Origin of the sequence: Paenibacillus sp. M-152, from assembly GCF_003856555.1 — a bacterium.
Classification (GTDB): Bacteria; Bacillota; Bacilli; order Paenibacillales; family Paenibacillaceae; genus Paenibacillus; species Paenibacillus polymyxa_C.
Genome location: NZ_CP034141.1, coordinates 5,523,873 through 5,542,336, shown reverse-complemented (window position 1 = coordinate 5,542,336; position 18,464 = coordinate 5,523,873). Strand labels below are relative to the sequence as shown.

Sequence of the window (18,464 nt, the reverse complement as noted above, 5' to 3'; positions counted from 1 at the left end):
TCCATTTTACCACTTTTTATTAACATTAATCCAGCTTTCCTGACATTTAGCGACTAATAATTATGGTTTTGCCAACTCTACCCGATTGCGTCCTGATCGTTTAGCTTCATATAACGCTTCGTCTGCCTTTTCCAATAAACGTCTCGATACAATAGCAGGAGAGCTGCCTGCTCCGATGGATACGGTTAAGGAGATTATGGTTCCGTCATTCAAGAGAAAACATTCATTTTCCACAGCTTTTCGAATCTTCTCGGCAAAGCTTGCCGCCTTTTCGATATCACAATCTCCGAGTAGAATTGCGAATTCCTCTCCGCCTTTACGGGAGGGGTATGCTCTCGTTGTAGATTCCCGATTTAACAAAATTCCCAGTTGGCTTAAGACGGCGTCTCCGTTCAAATGGCCATACGTATCATTAATTTTTTTAAAGTGGTCAATATCTAGCATCACAAGTCCAAAGGGTTTTTTTGTAGTCTTGGAAGCATGAAGTACCTCTTCGAACAGCGCATCAAAAGCACGCGGACTGTATAGCCCGGTTAAATGATCGCGGTTCGCAGCCTCTTCCAGCAGGTGAATAGCCCGTTCTGTTTTTTTGATATGGGACATCATAAAATAAGTGAACAAGCCGCCAAGAATCTTCACGGTTGTGATCATTATTATTGATTCTAAGTTGGGTGGATTAGCTACAAAGAAAGTAGATAACAGCGACACAACAACAGCTCCAAGCACGGCTGACATCCATTTGCTGAGTGTTAGCTTTTTTTCTCGAATAAAGATAAGTGAAACGACTAATGTCACGAAGCAATTGACCGTAGCAGTCAGAGAAATGTCCGTCCACCCCCCTGTGATGTAAATACGATACAAGATGACGATCAGGGTGGTCAGCAAACCGGATATCGTTCCTCCTATATAAACAGATATGATAATCGCCAATTGGCGCAGATCAACCACAAAGTGCCCATGGATCCATAAACCGGTCATCATTAACAGAATGCCAAACAGGCCCAGCATTAAACCGTTCATTACCTGATGAATGAGTGCGTGGTTTGTCAGGTAACGTTCATATTTCCGGGATAATAAATTTCCAAAGAATAAGAAGCTTGTTAATAACGCAAAATTGTTAATTAATTCTTTTAACATGTCCCTGTCCTTTATGCTGTAATGTGAGTTGTAGTATGTTGGGAATAAAGTAAAAGGCCTCGTTTCTATATTTCGGTAAAAAGTAGATATGAATGAATACCAATCGACCACAAACGATTCTTATGTCCCTTACGTTTCGTTGATCTACGTGGTACAGTGTAAGGACTATGACCGGAACGGGTGATCGCATGAAGGAACCAATTCACATTTCGGTGCGTCCACTTGTGGAATATGTGCATCGGAGTGGCAGCATTCAGAGCGGTTTTCGCTCGAATAGCAGTATGCAGGAAGGAACTCGTGTGCATCAGGCTATCCAGAAGAGTTACAAGGAGCATGATCGCAAAGAGGTACATTTACGTACCGAAATTTCGTATGAGGGTGAGTTGTTTATCATTGAGGGCCGCTGTGACGGATTGATTGAGCTGGACGGTGTATGGACGGTTGATGAAATTAAATCGACCTCTCAGCCCCTCGAAGATATTCAGGGGGACGGCCAACCCGTGCACTGGGCACAAGCATTTCTGTATGCCTATATGATTGCTCGTGAGGAGCAGCATCATTCCATGCAGATTCAACTTACTTATGTACAAGCACACAGTGAAGACATTCGCCGCTTCAGACGGATGCTATCTTTTGCAGAACTGGAAGCTTTCGCTCAGGAGATGATTGCTGGTTATGCACCGTATGCATTCCTCCTGAGAGCACATGCGGAGAAGAGGGATGCCAGTATTGCCATATTGGACTTTCCTTTTGACACGTATCGTTCAGGTCAGCGAACTTTAGCGGGTTCAGTGTACAAGACGATTGCTGAAGGAGTCAACCTGTTTGCCAAAGCGCCCACAGGTATCGGTAAAACGGTATCCACCTTGTATCCTGCGATTAAGGCGATCGGCGAAGGGCTGGCTAGGCGAGTATATTATGTAACGGCTCGTACCACCACTCGGGCAGCAGCTGAAGAAGCTTATGCCCGAATGCAGGCTCAAGGGCTGCACATGCATGTGGTAACGTTGACGGCGAAGGATAAAATTTGCTTTAAGGATGAACATGATTGTGATGCTGGATCATGCAGCATGTGCGAGGGCTATTACGACCGGATCAACGGTGCAGTATCCGATATTTTGGCGAATGAGACGTTAATGACGCGGGCGGTGATTGAGCATTATGCGCGCAAACATAAGGTATGTCCCTTTGAATTTTCGCTAGATGTGGCGTATGCCTCGGATGGTATAATCAGTGATTATAATTATGTTTTTGATCCACGGATTTCTTTGAAGAGATTGCTGGAAGAGCACAAGCGAAAAGGTGTTGTGCTGGTGGATGAGGCGCATAATCTGGTGGAACGCGGTCGGGACATGTTTTCGGCGGAAATCCTGAAATCTTCTTTTTTGGAACTGAAAAGAGAATTTAAGTTGCTAAGCCCGGAGGTTGCTACGACTGCGAGTGCAGTGAACGCACATATGATTACGCTGCGCAAGCTGCATGCAGATACAGGAAAAGCAGTGGAAACAGCAGCACCGCAAGAGGTGCTGGAGTTATTGGTGCCCTTTGTGGAGGCCGCTGAACGTGAACTGGTGATGGGGAACAGTACAAATCGCGCAAGCAGTGAAAGTACGGCCTACGCATTGCTTTTGGATACGTATTTTACCGCCCAAAATATGCTGCGAATCGCTGCTTTATACGATGAACGTTACGTTACTTATATTGAAGCAGGGCGCAGTGAGGTGAGGATCAAACTGTTCTGCCTCGACCCTTCGCACTTGCTGGGACAGGCTGTAAAGAACTACCGCTCGACTATTTATTTTTCGGCGACGTTGACACCGCTTGCTTATTACCGGGACATGCTTGGAGCAAGCGAGGAAGACTATACGTTACAGGTCCCTTCCCCTTTCCATCAGGAGCAATGGGATGTACGTCTGCTGCCGCTCTCCATCCGTTATCGGGATCGTGAGCGTTCTAAAGGGGCGATTGCGGATATGCTGGCTGGATTGGTTGCGGAGCGGAAGGGGAACGTCCTCGTGTTTTTCCCGTCTTATCCGTATCTGCGAGAGGTATACGAGGAGTTCATGCTTCAGGACGTGTCTGCAGATACATTGATACAAAGTCCGGGTATGACCGAACCGGAGCGTGATCGGTTCCTAGAGGCCTTCCAACCTGGGCAAGAGCGCACCCTGCTCGGCTTTGCCGTACTAGGTGGTGTCTTTGCTGAAGGTGTCGATTTACCTGGGGATCGCTTGAACGGGGTAGTGGTCGTCGGCGTCGGCTTGCCGCAAATTGGAGCGGAGCGGGATGTGCTGCGGGATTATTTTTCGGAACAGGGACGAAATGGTTTCAACTATGCGTATGTATATCCGGGGATGAACAAGGTTCTTCAGGCAGGTGGCAGACTTATTCGCACAGAGCATGACGAGGGGCTGCTGGTCCTGGTAGATGATCGTTTTGCCAAGGAGCCATATGCCTCTTTGCTGCCAGATGAGTGGAAAAGCTACCGTTTGACGGAACAAGCGGGATTAAGGAAGGAATGGATGGACTATGAATTTTAATTTTCATAATGATTCCATACGCGGGGTGCTGCGTAGCTTTGGACATGAGGATGCCGAAGTAGATAATATAGAGACATTTGTGACATTTGCGCGCTTGGCTAACGGTATTTTCAGAGAAATGGATACAGATTTGACCAAACTGGGGGCTTCTCAGGGCCGGATTATCGTTCTTAGCTTGTTGCATTGCCATGCGCCGCATCGCATGACACCATCGGAGTTAGCGGAAAAAGCGGATGTCACGCGTGGGACCATGACGGGACTGATCGACGGTTTGGAGCGAGATGGAATGATAGAACGTGTGGCTCACGAGAGTGACGGACGGATGGTGACTGTCGGATTAAAAGAGGCAGGACGAGAACTGTTAAGCAAAATAGTTCCTTATTATACAAAGCTGATTCGGTCATGCATGTCTGAGTTTACGCCACAGGATCATAAGATGATGAAGGGTTTACTGGGGAAAATGAAAGGCGGTTTTGAGCGGTCCTTGCCGAAAAGCTGAATCCCTGATGTCGGGAATAAGGAATAGGAGAGGGAAATATGTTCTTTTATACAGATGAGGTCTATGAAGGCCGTGATTTTGGCTCAATGGATGCCAGAGAAGGCGAGTGGAGAAATTGCGAGTTTACCCGATGTCGTTTTCGGGGTGTGGAGATGAATGAGTCCCTTGTGGAAGACTGTACTTTTGTGGACTGTGATTTTACCGGAGCCATTCTGAATGCATCTCACTACAAGGAGTCCGCTTTTACCAATTGTCTATTCACCAGCGCGAATCTGTTTGTAGTCCGGTTTGATAACTGTAAGCTGGTAGGTTCAGACTTTGCGGGGGCGAATATGGATGGTATCACGATTACGGGCGGAGACTGGTCTTATACGAATTTGCGTCATGCAGATTTAAGAAAACAGGATTTGCGAAAAATACGATTCAAGGAAGCTGATTTATCCGAATGCCATCTGGAAAAGGCAGATTTGCGCGAGGCGGATCTTACCCGGGTAAGGCTGCACAAAGCCCACCTTCAAGGAACCGACCTGCGCGGTGCGAAGATGGATGGCGTGAATTTTAAAGATCTGGACATTACCGGAGCCAAGTTGGATATCGAACTGGCAGTAGCAGTGGCCCGCTCTTATGGTGCCAAGATAGATGGTTAAAAGCACGGAGATACAGGAGCTGTCTCGACCTGTGTTACCCCGTGCTGGAGAATTGGAGGAATACTAAATCTGAAAGATTAATCTTTATGGGATGCCGGCAGTAGCGGAATCGCTGCTTCTGGATTCTGATTTGGTAACTTATCGACACCTACAGGATCTAGAGGTTGCTGTGGTACCGTCCAGTTGCGTGCCGTATCTGCGGCAGTTTGCTGCTCCAGCAGGCGTTTAGCCACTTCGTAGCACTCATCGATATGCCGATTGCCAATGGTCCGCATCGCAGTAAAGCCAATCGCTGCGGCTAGTCCTTGCCCCAGTAGAGGGACAAACTTGCTAACCTGCTTGGTGGCGATGCGAATGCCCATTTTCTGCAAAATCTTCACGATGGCTTCTCGGGTGATGAGTCGCCCGATCAGCTTGCTGCCAATTGAAGTGATAAAGCCATACACCATCGACTTGGTTTCTGCATCCAGACCATCTAGCTGCTGCTCAGATAATCCGAATTTTTCATTAATGGCAGGCAGCAGCTGCATCAAAATGCCGACATCAGCAAGAACGTCAGCCCCCGGAATCGGGACCAATACAGCTCCTCCCGAAGCTGCAGCCCTTCTCGTTACCATGGATTTGCACTCTTTGCGGATCTGCTCCAACTCTTCTATGGTTCGGGCTGTCATATGCATCTCTCCTTCCTACGCTTCCGATTAGGACCCATGATTCTACCCTGTTATTACACACATTTCTACCTTGATTAAGCACGGAGCAAACAAAAAAATCCCTCATTCAGGCGCTATCGCACATTTACTCCTGTGAAGCGATCAGGCATAATGAAGGATGGTTGCTGATAAGAACAAGCCTGTTTTACGGGGATAAAGGAAGGAAGAGACAGATGAGTCAGACAAACGTTTATTTTAATCATGATGGTGGCGTGGATGATTTAGTATCCCTGTTTATGCTGCTTCAGATGGAGCAAGTTCATTTGACCGGAGTATCGGTTATTCCAGCAGATGGTTACCTGGAGCCGGCGACGGATGCCAGCCGAAAAATTATTGATCGTTTTGGACAAAATAAAGGGCCTGTTGAAGTCGCCAAGTCTAATTCACGCGGTAAAAATCCGTTCCCTGCCGCTTGGCGTTTACATTCATTCTATGTAGATGCATTACCTGTGCTGAATGAATCGGGACGAATGGAAGCGCCGCTTTCATCTCTGCCAGCTCATCAGCATCTGATCGAAAAGGTACGCGGAGCTGAAGGTAAAACGCTGTTGCTATTCACTGGACCGCTAACCGATCTGGCACGGGCGCTGGATGAAGCACCGGATATTGAAGCCAAGATTGAAAAGCTGGTATGGATGGGCGGCACCTTTGAAAAAGGGAATGTGGAGGAGCCGGAGCATGACGGTACCGCAGAGTGGAATGTGTTCTGGGACCCGGAAGCGGCCTATCGGGTGTGGCAAAGCGGCATCACGATTGATCTGGTGGCGCTGGAAAGCACAAGCAAAGTGCCGTTAACTCCAGCCGTACGCAATCGTTGGGCTGCCGAGCGCCGATATGAAGGCGTTGATTTCCTGGGCAATTGCTACGCTGGATGTCCTCCGCTCGTGTACAGCGAGACGAACTCTACCTACTACCTGTGGGATGTACTGACCACTGCATCCGTAGGACGCCCGGACATTGTCAAGAAAAAGACGGTGCATTGCAGCGTTATTGCAGAAGGCCCAAGTCAGGGCAGAACGGTGGAACAGGCGGATGGACGCCCTGTGAATCTGGTATATGATACAGACCCGGAAGCTTTCTTTACGTATATGGCGGATTTGGCCAAGCAGGCTGCTCCCAAACGTTACTAAACCCAACTGTGTACAAATGTGTGGCATAAAGTGATCACACTGCCTAGTGCGTATTCATAGCAAAACCCGTGACGTTATCCGTCACGGGTTTTATTACTGTAATTGGCCCCACATGATTGCAAGCCTACCGTTTGTTCAGGCTGACTCCTGATATGTTTTTAGGGTAAATTGGAGCGTTATCTCCGTCCCGTTACCAGGTTCGCTAACCCCTGTCATTGTACCATTCATTCGTTTCAACAGCTGTTTGGTAATCTGCCAACCCAAGCCGGGATTGCCATAGGAGGGAGAGGGCCCGAAGTCATGCTCCAGCCACATTTTTAGTTTATTTGGAGATATACCAATCCCCGTATCCTTTACCCTTACTTCCAATTCAGCCTCAGGCGCATTGGTCACGAACTGGGTATTTGCAGATAAGGTGACTGATCCTGTGCTTGTAAATTTCACTGCATTATCTACCAAATTGATCAGCATACGGCGAATTTTAGCCTCATCCCCGATAAAAATAGGCGAGCTTGCAAGATTCCAATCCAACCTCAATTCCAAATTCCGTTGCGCAGCTACCTCTGTGTACAAGCTCAACACATTTTCCATCATCGTTCTCAGATCAAATGGATCTTCAATGTCATCGATTTGCCCGGATTCAATTTTGCTGTAATCCAGAATATTATTCAACAGCATCATAAGCGAGCGACTGCTAGCTTCCATAATACTCATATATTGCTGTTGTTCCTCTGTTAACTCCGTGGTCATCATTAGATCCGTAGCTCCCCATATTTCAGTGAGCGAAAAACGAATTTTGTTACTCAGGGAAGAAATCAAATCCAGCTTGCTCATGGAAGAAGCTTCTGCATCGATCTTGTCTTTTTCCAGTTCAACCACATAACCCAGAAATACAGCCATAGCCTTGAGAGCCTTCATTTCTGTTTCAGTCAATTGTGCAGATGGCGCATCCAAAATACAAATGGTTCCATACCCCTGGCCATTTTTCATACGTATGGGTATTCCCGTAAATGAGTGATTTCCAATGGTTTTAGTCACATCTAAATCACGTGTTTGCGGATGAATAGACGTTTCCGAAATGGTGAGGTGATCCGCGGAATGGTTCAGCACCAGACTGCAATAGCTAAGCTCAAAAGGAAGCTCCTCTCCATTACGAACCAGCACTTCTTCCCGGTTAAATGAATCTACAATTACATTGGTAACCCCGTCATTAGAGGCAATAAAAATGGTATTAACATGTAGAATATCACTCAACACATCAATGACATGTGCGGTAGCCTCTTGAATACTATTATAAAAACCTGTAGGTGAAGTAGTCATATGTCTCCAATCTTGATGCAAAGTGGTGGTGATCAAAACTCTAATAGTTTGTGTACCCCATTCCTGTTCCTCGAATGTATTGTTGGAGCGTATCCTTAATTATACATCATTATTTCGTTATAAACCTGAGTCTAACTACTTCCAATTACCTATTCGTTTGCACAAAACTTCATGTCGTAGGCCGAATGCTAGCCTTTCTGGGAAGATTTTTGTTTGTATATTACACATTCACGAAAAAATATGATTATTTTCATTCTGTTTTCATAAATTCATATGTAATCTCATGATATGAAAATTGTGTAATAAAATAGGAGAATGGAACCAGTAATATCATGTGAATATTCTATATAATAGGTTCAGAGGTGGGATTATGAATAGACGGGAAGCCCTAGATCACTTCCATAAGACCTATGCGGAAGATATGTTGCATGAGAAATTATATCAGGTAGCGGTCTTGTATGAGCATAGAAAAGAGGAACTTATCTTCTCTTTTATCCAATCTTTTCAATCGATTTGCTTACAAGCCAATTCTGCAGAAGCGGACAAGACAACAATCGGATACATTACCTATTCTATGAGGCGTACGTATCTACGGGAGCGCATTTATAACTATGTCATTGAGGTCTATGGGGTGAACTGGTACTTTGATCCTCTACCTTATCGTGGAACCTATGATGCAGGCTGGGCGTTCGGACTGTTGGCAGAACTGGAGGATGAATTGAGTCGGCTTCGAAAACCTTATATGAATAAGGTTATTCAGCCGGATGTCGAGCGATTTGTACTTCAGGCTGCGTGGGAATTTCATCAGTATATTCTGAAATTAGCCAAGGACGCTATGCAGCAGGCTGTACAACTTCCTGAATTCGAGGCGTTGAAATGCGAGAACGATTTGGAAATAAGAATAGGAGAGTATAAAGGAATCAGTGAGGCGGTGTATTCAACGGTTTATGGAGTACTACATGATTCAACAGGATAATCGTATTACAGAGTATACATATCCAATAGAAATGAATCGCAGGCAGCTATTGGAATGGGCAGACAGCTCATCGTGTACTGATGAAGAGTCTATTTTGCAATTTTATGTATCAGGCGATGCGGACTATATTGATTTTATAGAGCATCCAGTACCCATCGTTTCTGAACAACTAAAGGAGATATTTGATATATATCAAGCTGGGTTAAGCTGGAAGTTGGTTGTTTTTGCCGATATGCAACGAATGCAGCAAACGAGGTATTGGCTGACTCATCCGCCTAGCTTGAGGTGTTTATCACCACTTAGTGAATATCATAGAGACGGCACATTAAGGAAAATCGTTTTAGATGCATATGCAGTGGAGCATCATAAGATTTTCAGGGTTCAGCAAGCCGATCAGCATATCATTGTAGATTTAGATGTAGCTGAATGCATGTTGAGGTTTAATCTGACAGGGATGAAATTACATAAGGTCGAAACAGAGAGGCCGTTTATATAAAGGGGAGTCTGAGAATGAGTGAGAGCTATGTAGTAGATGGAGCACAGATACAGTGTACCTATGGAAGTCATTCGGGCAGGTTTAGTGTTTCAGCTAATAGAGGGATTAGTATTGGTGATAAGTTGCAAGGAAATATTCAGGATTTTCACCCGCAGACGCATATCTCTTCTTTCGGAATGTGCCATAGTATGCATAATCCTGTTGTTTCTTCTGCTAACAAAGGTAATTCTGGAAAAATCATTCCTCAGCCCTGCAAACCGAGTGTATCTATGCCTTGGTTGAATGGAAAAAGAGATGTATACGTAGATCAATCTCCTGCCCTGATGAGCTGCTCTACGAATTTATGCATGTGGTGCGGCAAAATTTCATTCATGACAGATGGGCAGGAATAGCTAACAGCTTACGGGGATTTGCATCACGTGAAGAGCAAACGGGGGGAAGAAGATGGGACTAGCTGGAACTGTGCTGACTTATGGCAATATTAGAGTAAATGCACCGTATGAAATCGTCCGGCTGCTGGATATTACATTGACACAGAAGGTAAATGAGCACGGCAAAGTGTACCTCACTGCTCTCATACCGGATGAGGACCATGCTAAGTATGATGGTTTAGCGCATGATGAAGATGTGCTAGAGGTATACGAGATAGATGAGAATCAAGGGACAGTGAGCATTTTTAAAGGAATCGTCACCAATATTAGCATTGGATTCAAAAATGGTGTATATCACATGTACATAGAGGCGGCCTCTTTTACATATATACTGGATCGACAACGGAAAAATCGTTCTTTTCAAAACGGGAACTTGACGTATTATCAATTGTTTCGGGAACTTATAGATACCTATCCACATGGCGATTTTATTGACCTGACAGACAGCGATCAAAAGCTCGGCGGCTTTACTATTCAGTATGGGGAGAGTGATTGGGAGTTTCTGAAAAGAATGGCCTCTCATCTACACTCCGGGTTGATTGCCGAGATTACATCCGTATACCCGAGATTATGGTTAGGTACCTCGAAAGAACAGGTGAAAGGTGAACTACGCAGCATTAACTTTTCCCTCCAAAAAACAAAGTCAGGCCCTCGGTATACATATGCTGAAGTGGAGGATACGAAACGTTTTGAACTTGGAGATGTAGTCTTGTTTCGACGAAAACATTGGGTTATTGATCAGGTTCATGCAGAGATGAAGCAAGGTATTATGACCTATGACTATGTTCTCGTTCCAGAAGAGGGTATTCCGAGGGAGGTTATACATAATCAGTTTATTAAAGGTACCTCTATTGAAGGGAAAGTTATTGATTTAAATAGTGAAAACGAATCTGTTAAACTTCACTTGTCCGTGGATTCTATGCAGCCCAAAGTCGAAGGGTGCTGGTTCTCTTATCCCACCATGTATACCGGTGCTGGGATCGGTTGGCATTGCATGCCTGAGCTGGGGGATCATGTCCATTTGTATTTTCCATCCAACAATGAAAAGGAAGCTCGTGTAGTTCAATCCCTACGTAAGAGAGACTACAAAGGAGATGAAATCAGCCAGCCGTCAAGAAAGCTGTTTCATACCAAAACACAAAAAGTGGCGAGATTCGATGATAAGGAATTAGCCCTCTCCACCCAGAAAGAAAAAATACTTGTACGCTTAAACCCTGCATCCGGTATTCACGTGTATAGTCATCATGATCTCACCTTTCACGCCGATACAGACCTGGTGCTGCACGGCAAAAAAGTACAAATGAACGCTACGCGTGAAATATCTCTAACATGCAAAACCAGCTATATCCGAACCGATGGAACACTTCATATCAAGGCTAGTAAGTTTATGAAAAGTCAGGTGCCTGATGCCGAACTAAAAGCCTATAGATCCCTGGTTCAAGAATTGAAGGGAAAAGGGTATCCGCAATGGGTGCAGAATTTGCTTTTGCAATATAAAACGGACTACTACAAAGCCGTGGCAGCAGGGGATAAAAAGGGGGCCAAGGAAGCAGCAGCCAAGGCCAAGCAGTTGCGTCAACAGGTGGCAGAAATAGATCGTATGCCTGCCTGGGCCAGAGCGCAAATGCACGAAAACACGTCCCAGTGGTGGGAAGCACACAGCGCCAACGATAAAGCTAAGCAAAAGCAGATGCATCTTCTCGCCAACCAACTGCGTGACAACGTGCTAATCAACGAGCTGATTCGTGGGCATTCAGCCAAATCCTATCAGGATGCGAATCGGCTGGAGGAGCTGTCCGGACAATACGCAGATGCGGCCCATAAGCTGACCATCGCCGATCAAAAGGCTATTGCTAAGGAAGAGGCTGCCCTGCGTAGTAAGTATGGTGTGAACAGCCTGCTTGCCAGAGATAATTTGAACAAGCTTGCCAAGAAGTATCCAGACAGCTTCTCGTACAAGCTACCAACTACAGGCGATTGGGATAAGGAACTTAACGCTGCACTGCATGATTTTGCGAAAAAATATGGCCTGGAAAATAAGAGATATGATCGTGATGTGCTGGCCGTATACCTGCATCAAGTAGCCAATGGGATTCTTCCATGGCCTAAGGTGAATAAGGCTGCAGCGCCAACAGTTCCAGCAACGACAACAACGATAACAACTAAAACAACGAAAACGGAACCGGGCAAGAAGCCACCGACTACTCCTGAAAAGCCGCCGAAGGAGGAACCAAAGCCATTAGATCCTGAGGATTATAAAGATGGATTGGTGGCGGTGAAAAAGATTGAGAAATATATAAGCAGTAAGGGCATAAAAGGTAATCAGGCTCGAGCTCTGTACAGAATAAACGATTACACGAATAACAGCATTATTAAAAAGAAATTGTCCTCGAACCGTAACGCACCCCTTGTGTTTTTCTTTGAAGGAGATGGTTCTTATAGTCACAAACAGTTGGATCATCCAGAAGGTCGGTATGGAGCGATGGCTATTGTGGTGATAGACGGTGAGATTAAGTACACAAGCAAAAATACCAGCACACTTCCTGATTATGAGAGCAAGGATAAGACGGTTAAAGATGGAGTGTATGAGTTTGTAGGAGGATTGCATCAGCGTTCCTATCCTGCTTTGCGTATTCGGGATGGCGCAGCAGTTCCGGCAACCAAAGGAAACCAAAAAAAGGATACCATAGCAGAGGGGGTAAATATACACAAAGGCTATAATACGGATACTAAAGGTAGGCCGACTTCGACAGCTTGTATAACGATCCATAAAGACGAGTATATAAAATTTCTGAGTTCAGTAGGCGTGGTGAAAAATTCATTGAACGAAAAACCTAATCCTATAAAAGGCCTAGCTATTCTTGATCGGAGGGATAGGATCTAAGTGAAGATATTCCAAAACATATTAGTCATTATTTTTTTAATAGTATTATCAGCATGTAATGCTTCTGCAAAAGGCCCCAATTCCTTTTCTTCGAAAACGGAAGGTGTAGTTTCAGAAACGGTGGCATTATCTAATAAAAGTGATAAAGAGGAACTTGCTAAAGAGAATGAAAAGAATGAGTGGGTTTTAACGGAAGAAGAAGGCAAAGAAGATCCTGTAACATATTTAGTTCAGCTGGAAGGGGCAAAAGTCAAACGGTTCTTAAGTGCCGAGAAACTGGTTAGTCTCCTACAGTCAAAGAAGGATAAAGAGAAATATCGAAATTCCTATGTAGAGGTAGGGAGAATTCAAGAAGATGGGAGTCAAATCGCATTCGTATTAGATTTATTTGAAGAAGCGAAATTAATAATACAGATTTATGATCTAGATTCGGGTAAGAAAGCAAATGAATTCAGGCTACCTTATAACCGCCCAGTAATTTCCCCTGATTTAACTAAGTATTTATATGAGGATAAGGATAGAGCGTATATATATGACACGTTAACTAATCAATCAACAGCTATTCAATTAGATGCAAGTTCTATAGATATAGATGATATTTATCAAGGACAATTTTCACCGGATAGTACCCAATTTTGTTTTACCGACAGCCAGCAGAATATTGTCATTCTTGATATATCAAATTATAAAATCTTTAAGAAAATCCATATAGATTCTGGCATGGCGATAGTTAACCAATGGGTTCAGAAAGATAAAATAATCTATTCCTTTGATTCTATGTCAGTAACTAAAACGTACCTGTTAAATGTAAGTAATGGAGAGAAGCGCTTTTTAGGCAAAGGGATGGAGCGACCTTTAATGTCTCGCGATGGGTCGAAGTTATGGTTTGAAAAATTAGACTCACCGTCCAATTATAAACTGAATATAAACACAGGCTTTGAAAGTAAGGTTGCACCCATCACTACAATTGATGGAAATATGGTAACACCTGTGCAGTGGTTTTATACCGCTAATGACTTTTCTAAATATGAAAGTGAAATAAAAGTGCATCAAATCAAGGCTTCATCCACTCTATCAAGTGAAGGTAGCCAGTCTTATGATGCCAAAAATCTGGTGGATGGGAATAAAGCTACTGCATGGTGTGAAGGCGTGAAGGGCAACGGGGAAGGAGAAACAATTGTATTAGATCTGGGCTCTTTACAAAAGGTAAATGGCATCCAAATTATTAATGGATATGCTAAGTCTGAAAAAAGTTATCGGGAAAACAATCGAGTTCAGAAACTAAAGTTGCAATTCTCAGACGGTTCCTCTCTGGTATTAAATGAATTTAACGCAGGCCCAAATTTTAAAGAACCCATTTATACCTCATTTATTAAACTTACTATTTTATCGGTTGAACGTGGAACGAAATATCAGGATACATGTATATCTGATCTACGACTTTTCTAGCATTTCTAACAAAGGAGAAGACATATGAAATGGAAAGAGCCAACGTTTGGTGCAACACCTATGTTGAAAGCTTTAACAACCGCTAATGCACACAGGAAAGCACAGGCATTTGATCTTGCAAAAGGATTTTGTTGAGAGTTTAACGGAGAGGAGAAATCATGCGTTATATAAAAGGAGTTTTAATTATTGTTTTTTCAGTGCTGATATCTGCATGTACCGCAAACACAGGAGGGGACACTGCTACGTCTTCGCAGCCCCCCAATATACCATCAAGTAATGAAGTTAAGGTAAATCAGGATGCTACAAGGGGGACTGAAAAGAAGGCAAGTTGGCTTTTAAATGGTCAAGAAGGCGTAGAAGATCGAGTCCAATTCTTAACCAATTTAGATGATCCTACTGGAGAAACTAATATCCGTATCGACGACCTGATTGACACCATGCAAACTCGGGAAGAACGTCTAAAATATCGTGGCTCACAAGTATATGTTGGGGAAATAACAAGTGACGGCAGTCGTATGTCGATTATCAGAGATGTTTATGGGGAGCAACCAGAGGAGATGCTCATTATTGAAGTGTACGATCTGGACGCGGGAAAAAAAGAACGAGAGTTTAAATTGCCGCCAACGGCTCAATATCCTGTGATCTCTTCTGATTTAAGCAAATATCTATACGTAATGGACGGACGTTTGTATTTATATGATGCAATAAGTAAAAGAACTAAAGAATTGAAGACTAACAAAGGCAAAGCTGATGTTAGTAATATTGCTCAGGGAGTGTTTTCACCGGATAACACCAAGTTATGTTTTGTTGATGATCAGACAGGGATCGTAATGCTTGATCTATCTGGTGATAGTGGTACGAAGCTTCTGCTTGCAGGCACTGATGTCTCGAGTATTATGCAATGGGATCAGGAGAACCGACTTATTTATACCACTTATAAAAAAGATAATACTTTCATAAACGATATTTATTCACTAGATATACACACTGGAAAAGTACAGTTTATAACTAAAAATGAGGGCGATTTTATTTTATCCCCAGATCAAAAAAAATTGGTTCTGGCAGATGATGAGGTTGTAAAAATGTTCATGATTGCTGTAGCTAGTGGGAAAAAAGAAGATATTTCGTCCATTGTAAGTGGTGAAGGAACCTGGGTAGTTCCAATACAGTGGATCGAAACAAAAACCAATTATATGAAATATAGCAACAAGGTCAAAGTGAAAAAGGTTACGGCCTCTTCCACACTTCCTAATCAGAGTAACTATTCTTTTAATGTGAACAATTTAACGGACGATAATAATTTAACCCCTTGGTGTGAAGGAACGAAGGAAGGCGGAATAGGAGAAACAGTAACTATAGATTTGGGTTCAATTCAAGAGGTCAGAGGTTTGGAGATGGTTGACGGTATTATACGAGTTAACAATAAGTATTTAGACATAAATGCAATCCAAAAAATGAAACTTGATTTTTCGGATGGACAATCTGTGGTGCTTGAGAATAATGACACCCGCTTCAAGTTCGATGAACCTATACGGACATCTTTCGTTAAAGTTACCATTCTAGAAGTCAAAAATGGCACGGATTTCCCCAATACTTGTATAGGTGAGCTGAAGTTATTGTGATGAGCAGTAGAAAGCGAAATAAAACTGCGGTATGGATAAGTAAAATTGCGTTATTCGTCATGATCTTTTCCATGCTATGCGGGTGTATACAATCGAATGAGGGCTAAAAAGTAGTACAGGAGCGGAAGAACACTCATGCTTCTGTCTCTCAGCCCAAGAAACTTCCTCCAGCAAAAAGGCCCATAAATTGGTTGTTGTTTGAAGCGGAAAATGGAAACATGCCTATGGATTTTTCAGCTGACATGGATGATCCTACAGGCAATACCTATATTGATTTAGACGACATTATAGGTAAATTACATGCAAGTGAAGGTGAAACGTATCCTGAAAATGAGTTGTATCTGGCTGGTTTCTCGGATGATGGCAAACATATCGCTTTATGTAGAGAATCGCAGGATTTGGATTATTTAATCATTAAAATCTTTGATCTGTCTACCACAAAGAAAATAACTGAATTTCAGGTGCCGAATAGGGACTACGCCGTTATGTCTCCTGACTTTCGGAAGTGTGTTTACACAGAGGATGCTGCCTTTTTTTATTATATAAATCAGATGCAAAAAACGAAAGCATTAGGACATTTAAACGATGGCCACTATCTCGTTCTTCCCGTGTTCTCACCTGACAGTAACCAATTTGCCCTTGTAGATAGTAACCATAATATATTGATCTATGACTTGTCCAAGAACAAGCTAATCCAACAAATTAAGTCAGGATTAGACGGCATACAGATTGAACAGTGGCTTTATAACGATACTCTACTGCTCTCTTCTTACGATCTTGATAAGACGTATTTGCTCAATATCAGAACAGGAGAGAAGAGGTTATTAATGAAAGCCACAAACTCTCCTGTTATAACCTCGGATAACCACAGGGTTGCTTATTTGAACTCGAAGGGTGAAATGCAACAACGAGACATCCAAACAGATCTGCCTATAGAATACTCCAATGTGTTCCACAGGATAGGCTATAACGTGTCCCCTACACAATGGATACAAACTACAACGGATTTGATGAAATATCGGAAAAGCATTCCGGCACAGAAAATTGTTGCTTCATCTACACTTCCAGATCAGGCAGGGAACTCCTATGCTGCCCGTAATATCATGGATGGAGATGCGAGCACAGCCTGGTGCGAAGGAGTTAAGAGAGACGGGATCGGGGAGTGGATCAAAATTGATTTCGGCTCTATGCAAGAACTGAAGGGGTTTGAACTTATTAATGGTTTAGCTAAGTCATCCAAAGCTTTCCGAGCAAATAATAGAGTTAAACGAATGAAACTGGAGTTTTCAAACGGGCAGACCATGATGATAGATAATGATTTTATAAGCAACCAGTTTCTTGATAACCCCATTCATACCTCTTTCGTGAAAATAACGATTGAGGACGTAGAGCGAGGAAGCAAATATCACGATACCTGCATGTCAGAGATACGATTCTTTTAGTATTCGTAAAAAAGGAGAAGACATATGAAATGGAAAGAGCCAACGTTTGGTGCAACTCCTATGTTGAAAGCTTTAACAACTGCTAATGCACAGAGGAAAGCACAGGCATTTGATCTTGCAGCAGAACAGAAAAAACAAAAACTAAATTACCCCGACTGGGCCCAAACCTGGATGCGTAAATACAAAGAAGATTGGTATATTGCTCAAGCCAATGGTGACGAGGTTGGTATGCGTAAAGCGCAAAAGCTGGCAGAGGGGCTGCGAAGCAAATTACGTGAAATAGCTACGTTCCCCAAATGGGCTCAAGAGCAAATGCAAAAAGAAACCGTTCGTTGGATGACTGCAGAGGCAAGTGGAGATATCATGGAGAAGTTAGCTGCTGAGAAAGCGGGACGGGCTATACGAGAGAAGTTGGGTTTGATCGATACGAGTACTAAAGCATCACCACCATCTGATGATACTAAGAAGAAAGAAGAAGTTAAACCTCCAAATACGCCAAAAACGGACGGGATTGAAACAGGAAAAGGTGATAAAAGCAGTTTTGGATCTGTTGCTGAATTCAAAAAGAAGTATGGTGACGTTATTAAAAAACTAGGAGCAGAGTTAAACGTCGATCCTAACTTACTTGGAGCCGTTATTCTTGTTGAATCAGGAGGCTCAGGTTTTAGAAATGGCAAGTTAGTAATAAGATTTGAAGTGCATCATTTTGTAGAGCATCCAACTTCATTGTTTACATTTTTAGATAAACCAAAAAAACGTTGGAAGGAGCATAGATATCGAGAAAGTGTTGAAATGAAGTGGAAAGAAGTGCACACTAATCAGAGCAGTGAATATGCTACTCTGAATTTTGCCATCACTCAGAATGAAAAAAAAGCTTATACTTCTATAAGTATGGGATTGGGGCAAATATTGGGCTCTAATTATAAAATGGCGGGATACAGTTCTGCTAAAGATATGTTTCTGGCATTCAGTTCTGGGCATGAAGAGCAGATAAAAGGGTTCTCCAGATATATAAAAAACTCTAAAAATCTACTTAGTTCTTTACAAACAAATGATTTAAGACGCTTTGTACGTGGATATAACGGACCAGCAAAAGTAGATGATTACACAAAAAAGCTAAAATCAAATACTGACTTGTATAAGAATAGTTAATATATATGTTTAAATGAAGAGCTCAAGGG

15 protein-coding genes are annotated in these 18,464 nt (G+C 43.1%); 12 read left to right on the top strand and 3 right to left on the bottom strand.

All coding sequences use genetic code 11. The features are described 5' to 3' along the window. Positions 1-60 precede the first annotated feature (60 nt). Entirely contained in the window at positions 61-1,137 is a 1,077-nt protein-coding gene (locus EGM68_RS24315; RefSeq protein WP_129550183.1) for a diguanylate cyclase, read from the bottom strand. Positions 1,138-1,304: 167 nt separating this feature from the next. Here EGM68_RS24315 and EGM68_RS24310 point away from each other — a divergent pair, with 167 nt between their 5' ends. The 3 genes from EGM68_RS24310 to EGM68_RS24300 are packed head-to-tail and all read left to right on the top strand — an operon-like array spanning position 1,305 to position 4,823. Continuing rightward, positions 1,305-3,677 carry an ATP-dependent DNA helicase gene (locus tag EGM68_RS24310; RefSeq protein WP_129550182.1) on the top strand — a complete coding sequence of 791 codons (2,373 nt, stop codon included), beginning with the start codon at positions 1,305-1,307 and terminating at the stop codon, positions 3,675-3,677. Next, positions 3,667-4,176, top strand: coding sequence for a MarR family winged helix-turn-helix transcriptional regulator (locus EGM68_RS24305; RefSeq protein WP_040102632.1), 510 nt, complete (start codon positions 3,667-3,669; stop codon positions 4,174-4,176). Before EGM68_RS24310 ends, EGM68_RS24305 begins: the two co-directional genes overlap by 11 nt. Before the next feature lie 38 nt (positions 4,177-4,214). Next, on the top strand, positions 4,215-4,823 hold the full coding sequence (locus EGM68_RS24300; RefSeq protein WP_025676762.1) for a pentapeptide repeat-containing protein: 609 nt from the start codon (positions 4,215-4,217) through the stop codon (positions 4,821-4,823). A gap of 77 nt (positions 4,824-4,900) precedes the next feature. On the opposite strand, the gene EGM68_RS24295 is transcribed toward EGM68_RS24300, so the two are convergent. Beyond that, complete coding sequence (locus EGM68_RS24295; protein ID WP_025676764.1) at positions 4,901-5,494, bottom strand: hypothetical protein; 594 nt, start codon at positions 5,492-5,494, stop codon at positions 4,901-4,903. 212 nt (positions 5,495-5,706) lie between these two features. On the opposite strand from EGM68_RS24295, the gene EGM68_RS24290 reads away from it, so the two are divergent. After that, positions 5,707-6,663, top strand: a complete 957-nt coding sequence (locus EGM68_RS24290; protein ID WP_013373589.1) for a nucleoside hydrolase — start codon at positions 5,707-5,709, stop codon at positions 6,661-6,663. A gap of 135 nt (positions 6,664-6,798) precedes the next feature. On the opposite strand, the gene EGM68_RS24285 is transcribed toward EGM68_RS24290, so the two are convergent. Next, on the bottom strand, positions 6,799-7,983 hold the full coding sequence (locus tag EGM68_RS24285; RefSeq protein WP_129550181.1) for a sensor histidine kinase: 1,185 nt from the start codon (positions 7,981-7,983) through the stop codon (positions 6,799-6,801). A gap of 370 nt (positions 7,984-8,353) precedes the next feature. Here EGM68_RS24285 and EGM68_RS24280 point away from each other — a divergent pair, with 370 nt between their 5' ends. The 8 genes from EGM68_RS24280 to EGM68_RS24245 all read left to right on the top strand — a co-directional run bounded on the left by EGM68_RS24280 (position 8,354) and on the right by EGM68_RS24245 (position 18,435). Further along, positions 8,354-8,959: a hypothetical protein gene (locus EGM68_RS24280; protein WP_129550180.1), complete on the top strand. Its 606-nt coding sequence runs from the start codon at positions 8,354-8,356 to the stop codon at positions 8,957-8,959. Continuing rightward, positions 8,943-9,455 carry a hypothetical protein gene (locus tag EGM68_RS24275; RefSeq protein WP_025676770.1) on the top strand — a complete coding sequence of 171 codons (513 nt, stop codon included), beginning with the start codon at positions 8,943-8,945 and terminating at the stop codon, positions 9,453-9,455. Before EGM68_RS24280 ends, EGM68_RS24275 begins: the two co-directional genes overlap by 17 nt. A 14-nt stretch (positions 9,456-9,469) precedes the next feature. Next, positions 9,470-9,847: a DUF4280 domain-containing protein gene (locus EGM68_RS24270; protein WP_129550179.1), complete on the top strand. Its 378-nt coding sequence runs from the start codon at positions 9,470-9,472 to the stop codon at positions 9,845-9,847. Positions 9,848-9,899: 52 nt separating this feature from the next. Continuing rightward, positions 9,900-12,770, top strand: coding sequence for a phage baseplate assembly protein V (locus tag EGM68_RS24265; RefSeq protein WP_129550178.1), 2,871 nt, complete (start codon positions 9,900-9,902; stop codon positions 12,768-12,770). Beyond that, a complete protein-coding gene (locus tag EGM68_RS24260; protein ID WP_129550177.1) occupies positions 12,771-14,219 on the top strand; it encodes a discoidin domain-containing protein in 1,449 nt (482 codons plus the stop codon). Positions 14,220-14,377: 158 nt separating this feature from the next. Continuing rightward, on the top strand, positions 14,378-15,841 hold the full coding sequence (locus EGM68_RS24255) for a discoidin domain-containing protein (RefSeq protein ID WP_129550176.1): 1,464 nt from the start codon (positions 14,378-14,380) through the stop codon (positions 15,839-15,841). A 224-nt stretch (positions 15,842-16,065) separates the two neighbouring features. After that, positions 16,066-17,283, top strand: a complete 1,218-nt coding sequence (locus EGM68_RS24250) for an NADase-type glycan-binding domain-containing protein (protein WP_240664104.1) — start codon at positions 16,066-16,068, stop codon at positions 17,281-17,283. A gap of 24 nt (positions 17,284-17,307) precedes the next feature. Next, positions 17,308-18,435 carry an N-acetylmuramidase domain-containing protein gene (locus EGM68_RS24245; protein ID WP_129550175.1) on the top strand — a complete coding sequence of 376 codons (1,128 nt, stop codon included), beginning with the start codon at positions 17,308-17,310 and terminating at the stop codon, positions 18,433-18,435. Positions 18,436-18,464: the final 29 nt, after the last annotated feature.

What these genes read in the sequence shown, in the direction of transcription:
- EGM68_RS24315 (WP_129550183.1), bottom strand. Translation starts at nt 1,137, where the DNA reads ATGTTAAAAGAATTAATTAACAATTTTGCGTTATTAACAAGCTTCTTA.
- EGM68_RS24310 (WP_129550182.1), top strand. Translation starts at nt 1,305, where the DNA reads ATGACCGGAACGGGTGATCGCATGAAGGAACCAATTCACATTTCGGTG.
- EGM68_RS24305 (WP_040102632.1), top strand. Translation starts at nt 3,667, where the DNA reads ATGAATTTTAATTTTCATAATGATTCCATACGCGGGGTGCTGCGTAGC.
- EGM68_RS24300 (WP_025676762.1), top strand. Translation starts at nt 4,215, where the DNA reads ATGTTCTTTTATACAGATGAGGTCTATGAAGGCCGTGATTTTGGCTCA.
- EGM68_RS24295 (WP_025676764.1), bottom strand. Translation starts at nt 5,494, where the DNA reads ATGACAGCCCGAACCATAGAAGAGTTGGAGCAGATCCGCAAAGAGTGC.
- EGM68_RS24290 (WP_013373589.1), top strand. Translation starts at nt 5,707, where the DNA reads ATGAGTCAGACAAACGTTTATTTTAATCATGATGGTGGCGTGGATGAT.
- EGM68_RS24285 (WP_129550181.1), bottom strand. Translation starts at nt 7,983, where the DNA reads ATGACTACTTCACCTACAGGTTTTTATAATAGTATTCAAGAGGCTACC.
- EGM68_RS24280 (WP_129550180.1), top strand. Translation starts at nt 8,354, where the DNA reads ATGAATAGACGGGAAGCCCTAGATCACTTCCATAAGACCTATGCGGAA.
- EGM68_RS24275 (WP_025676770.1), top strand. Translation starts at nt 8,943, where the DNA reads ATGATTCAACAGGATAATCGTATTACAGAGTATACATATCCAATAGAA.
- EGM68_RS24270 (WP_129550179.1), top strand. Translation starts at nt 9,470, where the DNA reads ATGAGTGAGAGCTATGTAGTAGATGGAGCACAGATACAGTGTACCTAT.
- EGM68_RS24265 (WP_129550178.1), top strand. Translation starts at nt 9,900, where the DNA reads ATGGGACTAGCTGGAACTGTGCTGACTTATGGCAATATTAGAGTAAAT.
- EGM68_RS24255 (WP_129550176.1), top strand. Translation starts at nt 14,378, where the DNA reads ATGCGTTATATAAAAGGAGTTTTAATTATTGTTTTTTCAGTGCTGATA.
- EGM68_RS24250 (WP_240664104.1), top strand. Translation starts at nt 16,066, where the DNA reads ATGGATTTTTCAGCTGACATGGATGATCCTACAGGCAATACCTATATT.
- EGM68_RS24245 (WP_129550175.1), top strand. Translation starts at nt 17,308, where the DNA reads ATGAAATGGAAAGAGCCAACGTTTGGTGCAACTCCTATGTTGAAAGCT.